At 61.4% G+C, this 13,865-nt stretch carries 18 protein-coding genes; 11 read left to right on the top strand and 7 right to left on the bottom strand.

From position 1 onward, the window contains the following. Nucleotides 1-24: 24 nt before the first annotated feature. The 3 genes from JFC13_RS15235 (at nt 25) to JFC13_RS15225 (ending at nt 2,180) form a co-directional block, all read left to right on the top strand. Entirely contained in the window at nt 25-588 is a 564-nt protein-coding gene (locus JFC13_RS15235) for a dihydrofolate reductase family protein (RefSeq protein ID WP_198397921.1), read from the top strand. Between the two features lie 59 nt (nt 589-647). Then, on the top strand, nt 648-1,181 hold the full coding sequence (locus tag JFC13_RS15230) for a GNAT family N-acetyltransferase (RefSeq protein WP_198397920.1): 534 nt from the start codon (nt 648-650) through the stop codon (nt 1,179-1,181). Between the two features lie 81 nt (nt 1,182-1,262). Continuing rightward, nucleotides 1,263-2,180: a LysR family transcriptional regulator gene (locus JFC13_RS15225; RefSeq protein WP_198397919.1), complete on the top strand. Its 918-nt coding sequence runs from the start codon at nt 1,263-1,265 to the stop codon at nt 2,178-2,180. 38 nt (nt 2,181-2,218) lie between these two features. Here JFC13_RS15225 and JFC13_RS15220 read toward each other — a convergent pair whose 3' ends face one another. Next, nucleotides 2,219-3,409 (bottom strand): winged helix DNA-binding domain-containing protein, encoded by a 1,191-nt coding sequence (locus JFC13_RS15220; protein WP_198397918.1) that lies wholly within the window; start codon nt 3,407-3,409, stop codon nt 2,219-2,221. A gap of 52 nt (nt 3,410-3,461) precedes the next feature. After that, nucleotides 3,462-3,959, bottom strand: coding sequence for a GNAT family N-acetyltransferase (locus JFC13_RS15215; RefSeq protein ID WP_198397917.1), 498 nt, complete (start codon nt 3,957-3,959; stop codon nt 3,462-3,464). 61 nt (nt 3,960-4,020) lie between these two features. Here JFC13_RS15215 and JFC13_RS15210 point away from each other — a divergent pair, with 61 nt between their 5' ends. The 4 genes from JFC13_RS15210 (at nt 4,021) to JFC13_RS15195 (ending at nt 6,869) form a co-directional block, all read left to right on the top strand. Continuing rightward, nucleotides 4,021-4,539 (top strand): SRPBCC family protein, encoded by a 519-nt coding sequence (locus tag JFC13_RS15210; protein WP_198397916.1) that lies wholly within the window; start codon nt 4,021-4,023, stop codon nt 4,537-4,539. Between the two features lie 169 nt (nt 4,540-4,708). Beyond that, complete coding sequence (locus JFC13_RS15205; RefSeq protein ID WP_198397915.1) at nt 4,709-5,278, top strand: DapH/DapD/GlmU-related protein; 570 nt, start codon at nt 4,709-4,711, stop codon at nt 5,276-5,278. 193 nt (nt 5,279-5,471) lie between these two features. Continuing rightward, on the top strand, nt 5,472-5,666 hold the full coding sequence (locus tag JFC13_RS15200; RefSeq protein ID WP_193079018.1) for a ferredoxin: 195 nt from the start codon (nt 5,472-5,474) through the stop codon (nt 5,664-5,666). 45 nt (nt 5,667-5,711) lie between these two features. Continuing rightward, nucleotides 5,712-6,869 carry an NAD(P)/FAD-dependent oxidoreductase gene (locus JFC13_RS15195; RefSeq protein ID WP_332839432.1) on the top strand — a complete coding sequence of 386 codons (1,158 nt, stop codon included), beginning with the start codon at nt 5,712-5,714 and terminating at the stop codon, nt 6,867-6,869. A gap of 79 nt (nt 6,870-6,948) precedes the next feature. Here JFC13_RS15195 and JFC13_RS15190 read toward each other — a convergent pair whose 3' ends face one another. The 4 genes from JFC13_RS15190 to JFC13_RS15175 all read right to left on the bottom strand — a co-directional run bounded on the left by JFC13_RS15190 (nt 6,949) and on the right by JFC13_RS15175 (nt 10,022). Next, on the bottom strand, nt 6,949-8,112 hold the full coding sequence (locus tag JFC13_RS15190) for an amidohydrolase (RefSeq protein ID WP_232488665.1): 1,164 nt from the start codon (nt 8,110-8,112) through the stop codon (nt 6,949-6,951). Beyond that, entirely contained in the window at nt 8,102-8,746 is a 645-nt protein-coding gene (locus JFC13_RS15185) for an HAD family hydrolase (protein WP_198397913.1), read from the bottom strand. Before JFC13_RS15185 ends, JFC13_RS15190 begins: the two co-directional genes overlap by 11 nt. 7 nt (nt 8,747-8,753) lie before the next feature. Further along, nucleotides 8,754-9,431: a TetR/AcrR family transcriptional regulator gene (locus JFC13_RS19435; protein ID WP_198397912.1), complete on the bottom strand. Its 678-nt coding sequence runs from the start codon at nt 9,429-9,431 to the stop codon at nt 8,754-8,756. Between the two features lie 81 nt (nt 9,432-9,512). Continuing rightward, the gene (locus JFC13_RS15175) at nt 9,513-10,022 is read right to left on the bottom strand and encodes a hypothetical protein (protein WP_198397911.1); all 510 of its coding nucleotides are present in this window, start codon (nt 10,020-10,022) and stop codon (nt 9,513-9,515) included. A gap of 168 nt (nt 10,023-10,190) precedes the next feature. Between JFC13_RS15175 and JFC13_RS15170 the strand changes: the two genes are divergently transcribed. Then, nucleotides 10,191-10,622, top strand: coding sequence for a MarR family winged helix-turn-helix transcriptional regulator (locus JFC13_RS15170; RefSeq protein WP_198397910.1), 432 nt, complete (start codon nt 10,191-10,193; stop codon nt 10,620-10,622). A gap of 169 nt (nt 10,623-10,791) precedes the next feature. Here JFC13_RS15170 and JFC13_RS15165 read toward each other — a convergent pair whose 3' ends face one another. Continuing rightward, a complete protein-coding gene (locus tag JFC13_RS15165) occupies nt 10,792-10,995 on the bottom strand; it encodes a cold-shock protein (protein WP_009882802.1) in 204 nt (67 codons plus the stop codon). Nucleotides 10,996-11,531: 536 nt separating this feature from the next. Here JFC13_RS15165 and JFC13_RS15160 point away from each other — a divergent pair. From JFC13_RS15160 to JFC13_RS15150, 3 genes are all read left to right on the top strand, one after another. Continuing rightward, complete coding sequence (locus tag JFC13_RS15160) at nt 11,532-12,548, top strand: LCP family protein (protein ID WP_198397909.1); 1,017 nt, start codon at nt 11,532-11,534, stop codon at nt 12,546-12,548. A 141-nt stretch (nt 12,549-12,689) separates the two neighbouring features. Further along, on the top strand, nt 12,690-13,133 hold the full coding sequence (locus tag JFC13_RS15155) for a thioredoxin family protein (protein ID WP_135447348.1): 444 nt from the start codon (nt 12,690-12,692) through the stop codon (nt 13,131-13,133). Continuing rightward, nucleotides 13,130-13,840, top strand: a complete 711-nt coding sequence (locus JFC13_RS15150) for a class I SAM-dependent methyltransferase (RefSeq protein ID WP_198397908.1) — start codon at nt 13,130-13,132, stop codon at nt 13,838-13,840. The genes JFC13_RS15155 and JFC13_RS15150 overlap by 4 nt, the downstream gene beginning before the upstream one ends. Nucleotides 13,841-13,865: the final 25 nt, after the last annotated feature.

Raw genomic sequence — 13,865 nt, 5'->3', positions numbered from 1 at the left:
GCCGACTTGAGAGGGGCCGAAGTCATGCGGAAACTGACCTTTGCGATGAATGTGAGCCTGGACGGCTACGTCGCCGCGCCTGGAAATGATCTTGGCTGGACCACGCCGAATGACGAGGTGTTCCAGTGGTGGTCCGATCGGGTCGGGTCCACTGAGCTGGCCCTGTACGGCAGGCGACTGTGGGAAGACATGAGCTCATTCTGGCCGTATGCGGACCAACAGCCTGGAGTCATGCCGGAGCAGCTCGAGTACGCGCGCCGTTGGATGGAGATGCCGAAGGCAGTGTTCTCTTCGACGATCGGCACGGTCGGGTGGAATGCTCGCCTGATCCACGGGGAAGCCGCCTCGGAGATCGCCGGACTCAAGGCGGACGATGGCGGTCCCATGGACATCGGCGGTGCCGCGCTCGCCGCGACAGCTATGAGAGCAGGACTCATCGACGAGTACATCCTCGTCACCTACCCGGTTCTGACCGGTGGCGGCACACCCTTCTTCACCACCCTCGACAACTGGGTGAATCTGAACTTGCTGGAGAGTCGATCGTTCCCCGACGGAGTGCGTCTGACGCGCTATGGGACCAGATATTGATGGCCCATACGGCGTTCGCCGGCGGGTATGGTGAGCATCGGAGAGTAGGCTGACTGACTATGCTGATCCGACGAGAACGTTCAGGCGATACTGAAGCTATTCGCGCCGTCACCGCGGCCGCATTTCGCGGTGCGGAGCACAGTGCGCCTCCGGTGGAGCCGGGAGGAGATCCTGGGGAAACGACTCTGATTTCCTGGTTGCGGGCTGATGCGGCGTGGATTCCTGAACTCTCACTCGTTGCCGTTGCTGACGATAAGATCATCGGACACGTTGTCGCCTCTCGTGCGTACATCGATTCCGCACCTGCTTTGGGAATCGGACCGGTCAGTGTCGACCCTGGTCAACAGGGTGAGGGTGTTGGCTCGGCGCTGATGCATGCTGTCCTAGGTGCCGCAGATGCCCGAGGTGAGACCGTAGTGGGACTGCTCGGAGAGCCTGCCTATTATGCGCGCTTCGGTTTCGTCCCAGCCTCGGCGACTGCAGTCTCCTCACCGGAGTCCGAGTGGGGCGACTATTTCCAGATCCGCACCCTCTCGGACTATGCCGGCCAGGGCGGAGCCTTCAAGTACGCGAGCCCGTTCGACCGGTTCTGACCGACCAGTTCTGAGCATTCATGCACACACGTTGCTGCTCTGGGGCCCATTTCGGAGTCCTCTCTGCCTAATATTGCAGATATGGACATGAAGCCGAATGACCTGCTTGTGCTGCTCACGGTTTCCCGGTCAGCCAAGTTCACGACTGCGGCGGCGACATTGGGGCTGAATCACACGACCATCTCGCGTCGCATCGCGGCTCTGGAGAAAGCCTTGGGCGGACGTGTCCTGTCTCGAGCATCCGGCGGTTGGGAACTCACCGAATTGGGTGAAGAGGCAGTGCGAGTGGCCGAACAGGTAGAGGATGCGGTGCGCAGCCTCAGCGAACCAGGCCGTGCCCCCGACCCGATCACCGGAGTGGTCCGAATGACAGCCACGGACGGCTTCAGCGCCTACGTGGCGGCCCCGGCCGTGGCAAAACTGCGGAGTCGACATCCCGGACTCAGCGTGGAGATCGTGACCGTGACCCGCCAGGCTCTGCAGCAGCGATCTGGCTTGGATATCGAAGTCGTCGTGGGTGAGCCGCAGGTGCACCGTGCTCAAGCGTTCAAACTCGGCGACTACGAATTGGGCATGTATGCCTCAAAGGACTATCTGGCTGAACAGGGCACACCGGCAACGGTCGAAGAATTGGTTGAACATCGTCTGGTCTACTTCGTGGACTCCATGCTCCAGGTCGACGACCTCGACGCCCCACGTCGTCTGGTCCCCACGATGAAGGACGGATTGTCCTCGACCAATGTGTTCGTCCATGTGGAAGCCACACGGGCCAGTGCGGGCATCGGCTTTCTGCCCTGTTTCATGGCCGATCTGCACGATGACCTGGTCAGGCTCTTTCCCGAGACCCTTTCCGAGCGGCTGCCGTATTGGATGGTGCTGCGACCCGACTCGATGCGCCGACCGGCCGTGGCCGCAGTTGTTCAGGCCCTGCGGGATCAGACCGTTGCTCATGGTGACGCGCTGGTGGGACGAGGCGCTGGCTCAGGAGACGCTCGCTGAAGTCCGGCCTCCGGCCACGTCCAGCCCCAACCTCTCGATCAATCGGAGTCGACGTCGACCTCAACCGCTGCGGCGCCGCGCAGACTCGCCACCTTCTTCGCCTCGGCTTCCACCGACTTCTTCATGTGAGCCGACAGCCGGCCGAATGCGGTGACGGACACGCTGAGATTCTTCCGCTTCTTGCGCGCTCGCCATGTGCCGACGATCCGGCCGTCGAGAAGAACGGTCCCGGGCTCACCGACGGTCTTGAAGACATCGCTATGAAACTGCTTGTCGATGATGGTCTCCCGGTCGCGTCCCTGAATATAGGGATCGCGCGGTGGCAGCAGCCGCACGCCCGTGGGTGTGGGCGGTGACTGCAGCGCATCGAGGTCTTCGGTCAGGACCCAGGTTCGCCGACCGAAGTCGACCTCGGTCAACTCATTTTCGAGCAGGTTCCACCACGACTCACCTTCCCGTGAACGCACACCGATCCACGAGGCGAAGTCCCCACGGGTGGACGGTCCGTAGGCGTGCAGGTAGCGACGGAGAAGCTCGGCTGGGGCGTCCTCTGGGGCCATCTCCGGCACCTCAGTGTCCAGCCATTCATCGAGCAGCACGAACGGTGCCTTGCTCCAGTCACGTCGGGCGAAACAGATGACCTTCTCCAAGGTGAGGATGCGCAGGCAGAAATGAACGACGCCTTCTCCCAGAAGCTGCCCCTTGGCACACGGCCCCTCACGCTCCCAGCGGGCGCGCGTGGTCTTCGGCAGTTTGTGAGCGATCCGCTCGGCGATCTCCGCTCCCAATTCGTTGACGGTGAGTCTGCGACCGAAGAGCACGGATCCGATCGTGTCCCGTGTCCGGTCGACAACCTTGGCGAGGGACATCTCCAGCTTGTCGAGCGATGCCTCGATTCCGAGGATCAAGTGGCGCTGTCCATTCTCAGTGGGTGGGAGGACTCCGGTTGTGAAAATGACAAGATCGTTTGTCGGAAAGTAGAAGGGTGCACCGCGCATGCACCAACTCTGCAGCAGGCCCTTGTCATGGGAGCTCGCAGTATTGACCGCTTCCGAAGTGACACCTTCCACCCGGGCGTTGAGGGCGAGCAGAGCCGATCCGGGTGGGCTGTTCTGCGCTCCGCAGACTCCGGTGGCGGTGACCGGGGCCTGCTCATTCAGGCGCCGATTCAGGTTCTGCGCCTCAAGGCGGAACGCAATGACCTCGTCCCGATTGACCTTCACGCTCATGGATCCAGGCTATGGCGGCAGGAGCGCGGGCATGTCGAGATACTTTCCTGACTCAGAGGTCAATCGCGTAGACGAGGTGGACCGGCGACGAATGCCTCAGCGTGTGATCAAGGTCCATGCCGATCTTCGCCGCCACACGCTTCGAGGGCCGATTGTCCCGGTGGATGATCGAGACCAAACAGGACGCCAGGGCATGTGTACCGGCGAAGTCGCGGCAGGCGGCGGCCGCCTCGGTGGCAAATCCGAGATTCTGAGCCGAGGTCTTCACGTGGTATCCGACCTCCAGCTCAATCGAGCTGTGGAGCTTCTGCCAGGTGAGGCCGCAGTCTCCGAGAAATTCGCCATCATGTGTTTCGATGATCCAGAGTCCGAATCCGTCCGTGGCAGAGCGGCGCTGGTTCCGGTCGATCCACTCGGCAGTTTCCGCACGGTCCTTCGGATGTGGGTAGTGCTCCATGACCCGGGGATCGCCGAGGAGGCTCGCCATTTCGTCGAGATCATCCGTCGACATCTCACGGAATCTCAGTCGAGGAGTCGCGTTCGGTGGCATGGACGTCAGAATACTCCGCACCCGCTCCACTAGGGTGGACATAAGCGAGGAAGGGAATCGGATGACGCGCACCATGCAGGTCAGCGACACTATGATCATCGACGTCGACGCACTCACCCTGTGGGGACAGGTGGCTGATCCGACGCAGATGCCGCGGTGGAGTCCCGAGAACACGGGAGCACACACGCCGGCAGACTCCCGGCCGCTGCAGGTCGGCGAAGTCTTCGAAGGCAGCAATCATCGGGGTCGGGCGGGGTGGGTCACCGAATGCGTCGTCACAGCCTCGGATCCGGGTGAACGGTTCGCCTTCAAGGTGCGCAAGATCGGTGCCGGCTCACCCAAGCTTCGTGCCGGCATCGCCACCTGGATCTATGAGTTCGAGGACATCGACGGGCGCACACGAGTCACCGAGACCTGGAACGACGACCGCACGGCCTGGCCCGACTGGTTCGCGGCGATCATCGACCGCGTACTCACCAGCGGCAGACCCTTTGCAGACTTTCAGAGACTGAACATCCACAGGACGTTGACGGCGATGAAGGACGAGTTCTCACGCGGGAATAACTGCGAGGCGGCCTGAAGAGCACCATCGAACCGGGCAAAGTCTTCGACCAGACGATGTCACTGGATCGTGCCACCGAGGCTTCTGCCGCCATGGACAGACGTGAGTCGATCAAGATTCTGCTCACAATGTGAGCGTGTTTCGGCCGAGAGCGCAGGAAAGTGAGAAACGCGAAAGGATAGCTGGTATGGAACTCAAGGATCTGGTCAAAGCTCTCAACAACGGTGAAACCATCGTCAGTGACTCACCCCTGCACGAGGTGATGCACCGCACCAGCCAAGAGGCGCTGCGCATCACCGCCGAACTCAACGGTTCATACCACGAGCCCGATGAAGTTCGGCGGCTGTTGGCCTCACTGCTCGGCAAACCAGTGGACAAGACCGTCACGATGTTCCCGCCATTCCACACCGACTTCGGAAAGAATACGACGCTTGGTCGACGGGTCTTCATCAATTCCGGATGCAGCTTTCAGGACCAGGGCGGCATCAGGATCGGAGATGACAGCCTCATCGGCCACAACACTGTTCTGGCGACCCTCAATCACGACATCAATCCGGAGCGTCGCGGGGACATGCATCCTGGCCACATCATCATCGGCCGCAATGTGTGGATCGGTTCGAATGTGACCGTTCTGCCCGGCGTGACCATCGGCGACAACGCCGTGGTGGCGGCGGCCTCGGTCGTGACCAAGGACGTGCGTGGAGGGTCTGTCGTAGTGGGCTCACCGGCACGCATGGTGCGATCCGTGACTGACTGAGAAGGCATCACCGAGGAACGAGTCTGCTGATCCGGCGCCGATGAATCACCCATGAACTCGGTGTATTCTTAACGCGAATACACGGCACGAGAGCATCCAAATGGAACTCATGGCCGTTTGCCATGACACTGGAACTGGTGCGTTTCGTATGAACCGAAGCTGGGCACCGATACTCGATTCTTCGGAGGTAGAAATGCGCATTGAACTCGACCAACCACGCTGTGAAGGTCATGGACTCTGTGAAGAAGTAGCCCCTGATCTGGTCCACCTCGATGACGAAGGCGAACTGGTCATCGACATCGCAGAGGTCGAGGCCGGATCCAATGAGGAACACCATGCTCAAGAGGCAGTTCGCATCTGCCCAGTGACTGCACTGTCGCTCAAATGAGAAGCACGCACTGATACTCGCGGGACCGAGCAGAAGGGAACGCACGTGGACCGCAATTATGACAACATCGTGATCGTCGGCTACGGCATCGCGGGGATGACAGCGGCAGATACCCTCCGCTCTCACGGGTATCAGGGCCGGCTGACCATCGTTGGCGGGGAGCCGCATGAACCCTATTCGCGGCCCGCTCTGTCCAAGGCCATGCTGGCCGACGTCAGCACTGTCGAACCGCAGTATCTGCCGGCGTCCGACCACGGCGCGAAAGTGCTCCTGGGCAGCCGTGCTGTGGCACTGGATCTGAAGCGGAACACGATCACGCTCGACAACGGTGAGTACATCGATTTCGACGGACTCGTCATCGCCAGCGGCTCCACTGCCAAGCGATTCACCGATCATCCCCGCGAATTCGCGGTTCGCAGCCTTGATGATGCGCTCCGACTGCGAACGCGCCTGCACGACCAACCGAATGTGGTGATTCTGGGCGGGGGCCCGCTCGGAATGGAGATCGCCTCCGGGGCCCGGAATATCGGCTGTGCCGTAACGCTGGTGCACCGAGGGCTCCCTATGGCCAGCCATCTTGGCCCCTATCTGGGCGGCTGGTGCACCGAGGCCGCCCGTGCTCGGGGTGTCGAGCTCATCGATGGACGAGTCGCCGAGGTGTACGCCCCCGATTCTGCTGACGGACCAATCACGGTTTGCCTCGAAAGCGGACAGGAGGTCGGTGGGGATGTCATCGTCTCTACGATCGGTGACGCTCCCGAAGGGGATTGGCTTGCCGACTCCGGCCTGCTGACCGATGGGCGCCTCAAAGTGGACACTCGAGGCCGAGTGAATGAGCACATAGTGGCAGCCGGTGATATCGCGTGGCTGCCGACCGCAGACGGTCACGAACGACAGCCCCTGTGGACAGCCGCGATTGAACAGGCGAAAACCGCAAGCCATGCTCTACTCGTCGGTGATGAAGCCCCACCGCTGAACTTTCAATCGTACTTTTGGACCGAACAGTTCGGACTCACCATCCGCGTCTCCGGCGACTTCCCCATTCATGGCGAACCCGAAGTTGTCGCTCGCGGACAGAAGGCCAATCCAGACGCGCTCCTGCTGCGCTGGAACGGTGACGCGCAGTCGGCAGCCGCCGTCGGTTATCGAATAGCTATCCCGAAGTTGCGTAAAGTCGCAACCGGAGACTTCCTGCCGTCCTGAGCGGTTCCGACCATGGCAAGGTCGAGCCTGCCGAAACGAACCAGATCCGAGGCCGCCATCTGCTGAGGGTGGCAATTCCTTACCTGCCCAGCTGTGACAGTGCCGCGACGACCTGTGCCTTCGTGGCGATTTCGAGCGTCGGATCGGTGACGGGGGCGAACTGCGGTGAGTGGTTGGCCGGGATGTCCGTGTTCACGATACCCGCCTCGACTGCCTTCTCGTACTTATCCGCATCGCTGGATCCGATCATCCAGTAGGCGTAGGGAATCTCGAAGGCATCGGGGATCTCGCTGAAGTCCTCCGAGGCTGTGGCGGGTTCGGCCGACTGTGCGACCCCGTCATCGAAGTAGTCTTCGAATGCCTTGGTGACCGCGTCGTTCGCTTCTTCATCGTTGTCGGTCAGCGGGAACTGGTCGTAGTACTCGAAGGTCGGTTCCTTCTGGGATCCTGCGGCTTGGCACTCGCGCTTGACGATGCGTCCGATCGAGGCGATGATTCGGTCGCGAACACCCATGTCATAGGTGCGCAGGTTGAGCAGAAGCTCCGCTCGGTCAGGGGTGATGTTGGATGTGGATCCCGAGTTCGAGGCGCCGACGGTGACGACGGCGAACTCACCGGGTTCGACCTCACGGGAGACGATGGTCTGCAGGCGCAGAACGATCGTGGCGGCGAGGACCACGGGCCCCACAGACAGGTGCGGCATCGATCCGTGGGCTCCACGACCGTGCACGGTGATCTTCACGGAATCTCCAGCTGAGAGCACTGGGCCGGCCTTTGTGTTGATCGTTCCCGTGGGCATGACGTGCTGAGCGTAGGCGACGTCGGGTTTGGGGATCTTCGAGGTGAGGCCGTCGTCGAGCATGGCTTTGGCCCCGGCAGCATCCTCCTCCGAGGGCTGGAACAGCGCGAGGTAGGTGCCTGACCAGGCGTCGAGGTTCTCATTCAGCCGACGGACTGCGCCCAGCAGCGCGGTGATGTGCATATCGTGTCCGCAGGCGTGCATGACTCCATCGATTGTGGAGGAGTAGTCCAAGCCGGTGCCATCGCTCACTGGGAGGGCGTCGATGTCGGCCCGGGCGAGGACCGTAGGGCCCTGACCGTTCTCGATGACAGTGACGAGGCCGGTCTTCGAGATGCGGTGGGCCTCCAGGCCCAGATCCTTGAGCTCGGCTTCGATTCGCTCAGAAGTCCTGTGTTCCTCGAGTTCGAGTGTGAACGGGAACGACCCGTCCTCAGTTTTCAACGGTAGCGGGAGGGGCGAGGAGTCCAAGGCCTGTGAGCTCGTCTCGCAGCTGCCGGGCATCGGTGAAGAGCAGGCCGATGAAGCCGAGCTGTTCGGCGGCGGCGATGTTCGCCGGCAGGTCATCGACGAAGACTGTCTGTTCGGGGACAAGGTCGAAGCGTCGGCTCAAGAGGTGGAAGATCTCAGGGTCGGGTTTGATCAGCTTCTCCCGTCCCGACACCACGATATCTTCGAGCTCATTGATCGCCGGTGCGACCTTCGGTGCATGGTGAAAGGTCTCTGCCGACCAGTTCGAGAGACCCAGCAGCCTCACGTCCGAGGTCTTGAGCTCGGCGACGAGTTCGGCCATCCCCTGAACCGGTCCTGTCAGGGACAGGTCGAAGCGGTCATAGTAGGCGGCGACGATTTCGCCGTGACGCGTATCGGATTCGGCCGCCTGTGCGATCACCTCAGTGATCGGCGCCCCGCGATCAGCCAGCGTATTCAGCATGCTGAAGTCCGCCTCGGCGGCAAAATCATTCCACTCGTCCCGGGTCATCCGGTCGGCAAGAGGCCCGGTCTGATCCCAGCCTATGAGGACGTTGCCCAGGTCGAAGACGACGGTGGTGGGGTGCAGGGCAGTCGGCTGAGTCATCGTGGCATCACCTGTTCTGTGTGGGGACCTCAAGGATTCCAACGCTACTCTCGGAGAGCCGCGCCTGCATCTGGTGAAGATGCTCGATGAGGGCTCGTCGGGCATCGTGCGGTGTCAATTCAGCGGGCTGCCACACCAGATGGGATGCCAGGCCGTCGATGACGGCGTGAAGCAGAATCACCTCGGTCTCGATTCGCTCGGTTCGGTCCGTGTGCACAGCCGGGCCAGGATTCGCGGCCGGGTCATTGGCCTCCGCTCCCACCGCCTGGCCGATGATGATGCGGCATGTTGTGCGTACGCGCTTCCAGGCATCCTGCTTCGTCTCCTGCAGGTTCGGATCGGACCCCGACGCGGAGAAGAGAGCGAGGTAGACCTCCATCTCGAGGCGTCGATCCTCGTCCAGAGGAAGCAGCTCTCCAGCGATGGCCTCGGCCGACTTCAGAGAAGTCGGCGCCTGCGGAAGTGCCCGCACGCGCTCGCCTGCCCGGTCGATGACCAGTCTCATGGCGAAGGCGAGGAGCTGGGACTGGCTTGCGAAGACGTGCCGGAGTGAACCGACGGACAGCTCAGCCTCTGCCGCTACTGTGCGCACGGATGCTCCGGCGACCCCGTCTCGAACGATGACCCGCCATGCTGCTGCGGCGATCTCTTCGCGCCGACTCTCATGATCGATGAGCTTGGGCACGAGAAATCCTTTCCCTGGGTAGGACGGCTGTCTCACCGTAGCAACTGAACAAGCTGCATTCACCTCGTTGAGTCGGCGGCGTCACAGCTGGTGAGCCGTGGATCGCTGGAGTTGGAAGTACCGACGTACGGAGGCAGGTATCCAGAGGAGACCGGTCATGAGGACATGCAGAATATCCGTGGGGATCACCGCCCACAGGAACATCGCTCCCTGGGTGGCCGAGTAGAGGCTGAAATAGGTGGCGACAATCAGATAGGCCGTCAATGTGATGCGAGCCCAACTGCGTCCGCGCAGGACTTTGGGAACCAGCCAGAGCAGCAAGGCGACATCGACGAGGTGGAGCACCACCGCGTAGACGATGGTCGCCACGAGGACCCAGTCCTTCCACTTGGGATCCAGGCTGCCTCCCGTGTCCTCCTCGATGGCAGCTCTGAGTCCGGCCTGATCGATCATCATGACGATGGGGAGGGCGATGAGCAGGATGATGCTGGCGACGACTCCGACCACCAGCCAGCGCAGCGCCCGTGGCGCCGGTGGCGGATGGTGGGTGTGGGCATTGCCCCCGCCTTGGTAGTACGACTGTGATTCCATAACCGAAACAGTATCTGCCCAGCGAGCCGTCGACAATGGCTCGACGACCCTCAGCTGACTGCCCGCATGGCGATCACCACGCTCACTTCCCCAAGGCAGATTTTGAAATGGCTTGTGCATGACATATCGTTGAGTACTCAATGAGTTAACAATGAAAGGTTGTGCTTCATGCTGGAGCTGTGCATGCGTCTTGTCCGGGCCGATACCGAGATCCGGCGAAAGCTTGAGGTCCAAGGCCTGTCCCTCAACGATCTGACAGTCCTGCAGAGCCTATGCTCTGCGCCGGGTCGACGACTGCGGCGAGTCGAATTGGCAGAGAGTATGGGAATCACTCCATCTGGAATCGCCCGCTTGGTCGCACCGCTGGAAAAGCTCGGATATCTGTCCCGGGATTCCGACCCGCACGATGCGAGGATCTCGCTCGTCTGCGTAACCGACGTCGGTGCCGCGCTCTATCAAGATGCCGTCAAGGTCGCCGAGGAGAAGGCCACCACCCTTCTGGGTGACGTCTTCGATTCCACAGAGCAGGAGCAGCTGATCGAACTGCTGGGGCGTCTGGCGCCGTCATTTGCTCGGCGACCAGTTTCGGCTGAGAACTGATGTCAGCGGACGCCGAAAAGCGTGTGACCGCAGTCGGAGCAAGTGAAAACACAAACTCCAAACGCGAACACACGCTTTTGGTGTAACTCAGTGCAACTGCGTTCCCGACAGGTGCTCGCTATTGACGAATCAATCGCGATCCGGCCGGGACCGGAAAGTTACGGAAGTCTCAGAGGGGACGAACGCTTGTGGCCTGAAGACCCTTGGAGCCCATTTCCGAGTCGAATTCAACATTCTGGCCCTCGGCGAGCTCACGGTAGCCGGTCGATTCGATCGCGGAGAAGTGAGTGAAGACGTCTGCTGAACCATCGTCAGGCTGGATGAATCCGAAACCTTTTTCCGAGTTGAACCATTTCACGGTACCTGTAGCCATAATCTTTGTATCCTTATTTTAAACTGGTGACCGCCTAAGCGATCTGGATGGTCGGACCCTTTGAGGGCCCGGCTGTTCACATTGTCAGAGACCTGAACTGAACGACATTGCCGATCTGCTGATCGTCTGAAGATGTGACTTCCTGTCGGATGATCTGCGCATTGAACGCAGGTCCGGCAGAAAACTGTGGAGAAACCGAAGTTCCGAGATTCGTGCTGAAGTGAAGAATCCTCATCTCAGGTGAAAGCGGGAAGTGCGGTCTCGGTAGGGCACTCGAAGGTGCTGGACGGAAGCCGAAGAACGGCTGGATTGAAAAGTCAGAAAGTTAGAGAGGCGCGGATGGTAGACACGCGCCAACAGGCAACAGCACGGCACCAAGCGAATCTACCTACGCTCGCGGCGCCACACGTTCCGCACCGTTTCGTACGGGAACAATTCAACTCTAACAGAATGTATCGCCCATCGGTGACAGAAAGTTCAGAGAAATTATGTTTAGGATTGTATGCAATCCACCGCCGATCGCGAATTGAAATCTCATGCCGTATTCCGAAGTCGGTCCACGACGACAGCGCCGCCTTGCCATGAAGTACCGACGTCGCCGCACCATCGTCGCCATACTGGCGGTCCTCGTCATCGGAGTCCCGGTCACGATCGTCGCCGTTGTTCACAACCTGAAGGGGAACATCACCTCCTCAGCGCTGCGCGCGGGGGACGGTGAGGCGCCCGAGAAGATCACGGATGAACTGAACGTCCTCATCCTCGGCTCCGATACCAGGGCGCTGGACACGAATGATTACGGCTCCGGCGATGGTGCGCGCAGTGACGCGATGATTCTCGCCCATGTCTCCGATGACTCCTCTCGCATCGATGCCGTGCAGATTCCGCGCGACACGATGATGGACATGCCTGCCTGCGACGACACCGGGTCCGGTGCGTCGCCGGCTCAGCGCGGGATGATCAATTCGGCACTCAACCAGGGTCCTGCATGCTCGGTCTCTGCGGCCGAAGAGCTCACGGGAGTTCGCGTCGACCACTTCGTCGAGGTCAACTTCGACGGCTTCGCCACAATCGTCGACGCACTGGATGGGATCACCGTTGATCTCGACGAACCCCTGTTCGACGACAAGGCGAATCTCGACCTGCCCGCAGGGGAGCAGACCCTGGGCGGCACGGATGCCCTGGCCCTGGCGCGGACCCGACACGCCGTCGGAGACGGCAGCGACATCTCGCGCATGGGCAATCAGCAGATGGTCATGGACTCCATCATCGACCGAGCGAAGAGCTCCCACACATTGTCGAGGCCCGACAGGCTCTACAGTTTCCTTGACGCGGTCACCTCTTCCCTGCGCGTCGATGACGAACTCGATTCGGTCTCCTCCCTCGGCTCGCTGGCCGCGACCGTGTCGTCAGTGCCCAAGGACTCGATCACCTTTGCGATCATGCCGTGGCAGCCGGCACCGGACAATCAGAACCGTGTCGTGAAATCAGCAGCCGCCGATGCTGTCTTCTCTGCCATCACCGCAGATCAGCCGATCGTCGACCTCGTGGACTGAGCTTCGCGAGGTCGGGTCCACACGCGAGTTCGACGAACCGTGGCGACTGGTGCGCTTCGTGAACGGGCCTTGGGGGCGCGTTGCTGTCCAGACTGCGACGGTGTCCAGACAGTATTCATAGTCGGCGTTTAGACTGCCCGAATGTCTACGATCGAAATCACCAAAGACAACTTCGAGTCAACCATCACCGACAGCTCGATCCTTCTTCTCGACTTCTGGGCCGACTGGTGCGGCCCCTGCAAGCAGTTCGCCCCCGTATACGAAGAGGCCTCCGAACAGTACTCGGATGTCGTCTTCGGAAAGGTCGACACCGAGGCGCAGCAGGAACTCGCGGGACTCTTCGCGATCTCCTCCATCCCGACCCTCGTCGCCTTCCGCGAGGGCATCGTCGTCTTCGCCCAGCCGGGTGCGCTCGCCGCACCTCAGCTCGAACAGGTCATCACTGCAGTCAAGGAACTCGATATGAACGAGGTCCGCGAGGAACTGGCCAAGCAGGAAGCCGGCGTCGAGGCAGCCGAAGGATCGGACGCCGCAGTGGAGTCGGAGGCGACCGAAGTCTCCCCTGAATCCGGACCCCAGCAGTGACCGAACCCCAACAGGCCGCGAATGCTGGAGTCCCTGACTCCGTTGCGGCCTGGGAAGAACGTTACGCCGGAGGCGATCCGATCTGGTCGGGCAAGCCCAACGAGGCGCTCGTCGCCACGGTCGGCAGTCTCACCCCAGGCCGCGTCCTCGACGTCGGCTGCGGTGAGGGCGCCGACGCCATCTGGCTGGCCGAACACGGGTGGGATGCCACCGGAATCGACCTGTCGCAGACAGCCGTCGACCGAGCCGCGGAAGCAGCCGCCGCGAAGGGTGCCACCGCATCCTTCGAGGTCGCCGACGTCTCCACCTGGGATCCCTCGGGTGCGAATTCCGACGAAGTGCACCCTCGCCGAGGCGGCTATGACCTTGTCATCGGCTGTTTCCTCCATACCCGGTTGCCCGACACCCGTGAGGAGCTCGTCGGAAAGGTCGCCGAGCACGTCGCAGCCGATGGCCGACTGCTGCTCATCTCCCACGCCGAGATGCCGCCGTGGGCGGAGAACCTTGACGAGGAACTTGGCCACGGTCTCGGTCATCATCATGAACCGGTGACCCCGAACGGCGATTTCGCTCTGCTCATCGGCGGCAGCCCTGTCCGTTGGGAGATCGAACTCGCCGAACTGCGCACCCGTGAGGTCGAAGGACCCGACGGTCAGCCTGCTGAACTCGACGACAGTGTGCTCCTGGCACACAGGGTCACCGACTGAGGGCCACCTCGGCGAATGAGATCAG

Origin of the sequence: Brevibacterium antiquum, assembly GCF_016107655.1 — a bacterium.
Classification (GTDB): Bacteria; Actinomycetota; Actinomycetes; order Actinomycetales; family Brevibacteriaceae; genus Brevibacterium; species Brevibacterium antiquum.
The sequence above is the reverse complement of the archived record's forward strand: the minus strand, read 5'-3'. Positions and strand labels throughout refer to the sequence as shown.

Excerpts from the sequence above, each read along its gene's own strand:
- JFC13_RS15235 (WP_198397921.1), top strand. The coding sequence starts at position 25 with ATGCGGAAACTGACCTTTGCGATGAATGTGAGCCTGGACGGCTACGTC.
- JFC13_RS15230 (WP_198397920.1), top strand. The coding sequence starts at position 648 with ATGCTGATCCGACGAGAACGTTCAGGCGATACTGAAGCTATTCGCGCC.
- JFC13_RS15225 (WP_198397919.1), top strand. The coding sequence starts at position 1,263 with ATGGACATGAAGCCGAATGACCTGCTTGTGCTGCTCACGGTTTCCCGG.
- JFC13_RS15220 (WP_198397918.1), bottom strand. The coding sequence starts at position 3,409 with ATGAGCGTGAAGGTCAATCGGGACGAGGTCATTGCGTTCCGCCTTGAG.
- JFC13_RS15215 (WP_198397917.1), bottom strand. The coding sequence starts at position 3,959 with ATGCCACCGAACGCGACTCCTCGACTGAGATTCCGTGAGATGTCGACG.
- JFC13_RS15210 (WP_198397916.1), top strand. The coding sequence starts at position 4,021 with ATGACGCGCACCATGCAGGTCAGCGACACTATGATCATCGACGTCGAC.
- JFC13_RS15205 (WP_198397915.1), top strand. The coding sequence starts at position 4,709 with ATGGAACTCAAGGATCTGGTCAAAGCTCTCAACAACGGTGAAACCATC.
- JFC13_RS15200 (WP_193079018.1), top strand. The coding sequence starts at position 5,472 with ATGCGCATTGAACTCGACCAACCACGCTGTGAAGGTCATGGACTCTGT.
- JFC13_RS15185 (WP_198397913.1), bottom strand. The coding sequence starts at position 8,746 with ATGACTCAGCCGACTGCCCTGCACCCCACCACCGTCGTCTTCGACCTG.
- JFC13_RS15175 (WP_198397911.1), bottom strand. The coding sequence starts at position 10,022 with ATGGAATCACAGTCGTACTACCAAGGCGGGGGCAATGCCCACACCCAC.
- JFC13_RS15170 (WP_198397910.1), top strand. The coding sequence starts at position 10,191 with ATGCTGGAGCTGTGCATGCGTCTTGTCCGGGCCGATACCGAGATCCGG.
- JFC13_RS15165 (WP_009882802.1), bottom strand. The coding sequence starts at position 10,995 with ATGGCTACAGGTACCGTGAAATGGTTCAACTCGGAAAAAGGTTTCGGA.
- JFC13_RS15160 (WP_198397909.1), top strand. The coding sequence starts at position 11,532 with ATGCCGTATTCCGAAGTCGGTCCACGACGACAGCGCCGCCTTGCCATG.
- JFC13_RS15155 (WP_135447348.1), top strand. The coding sequence starts at position 12,690 with ATGTCTACGATCGAAATCACCAAAGACAACTTCGAGTCAACCATCACC.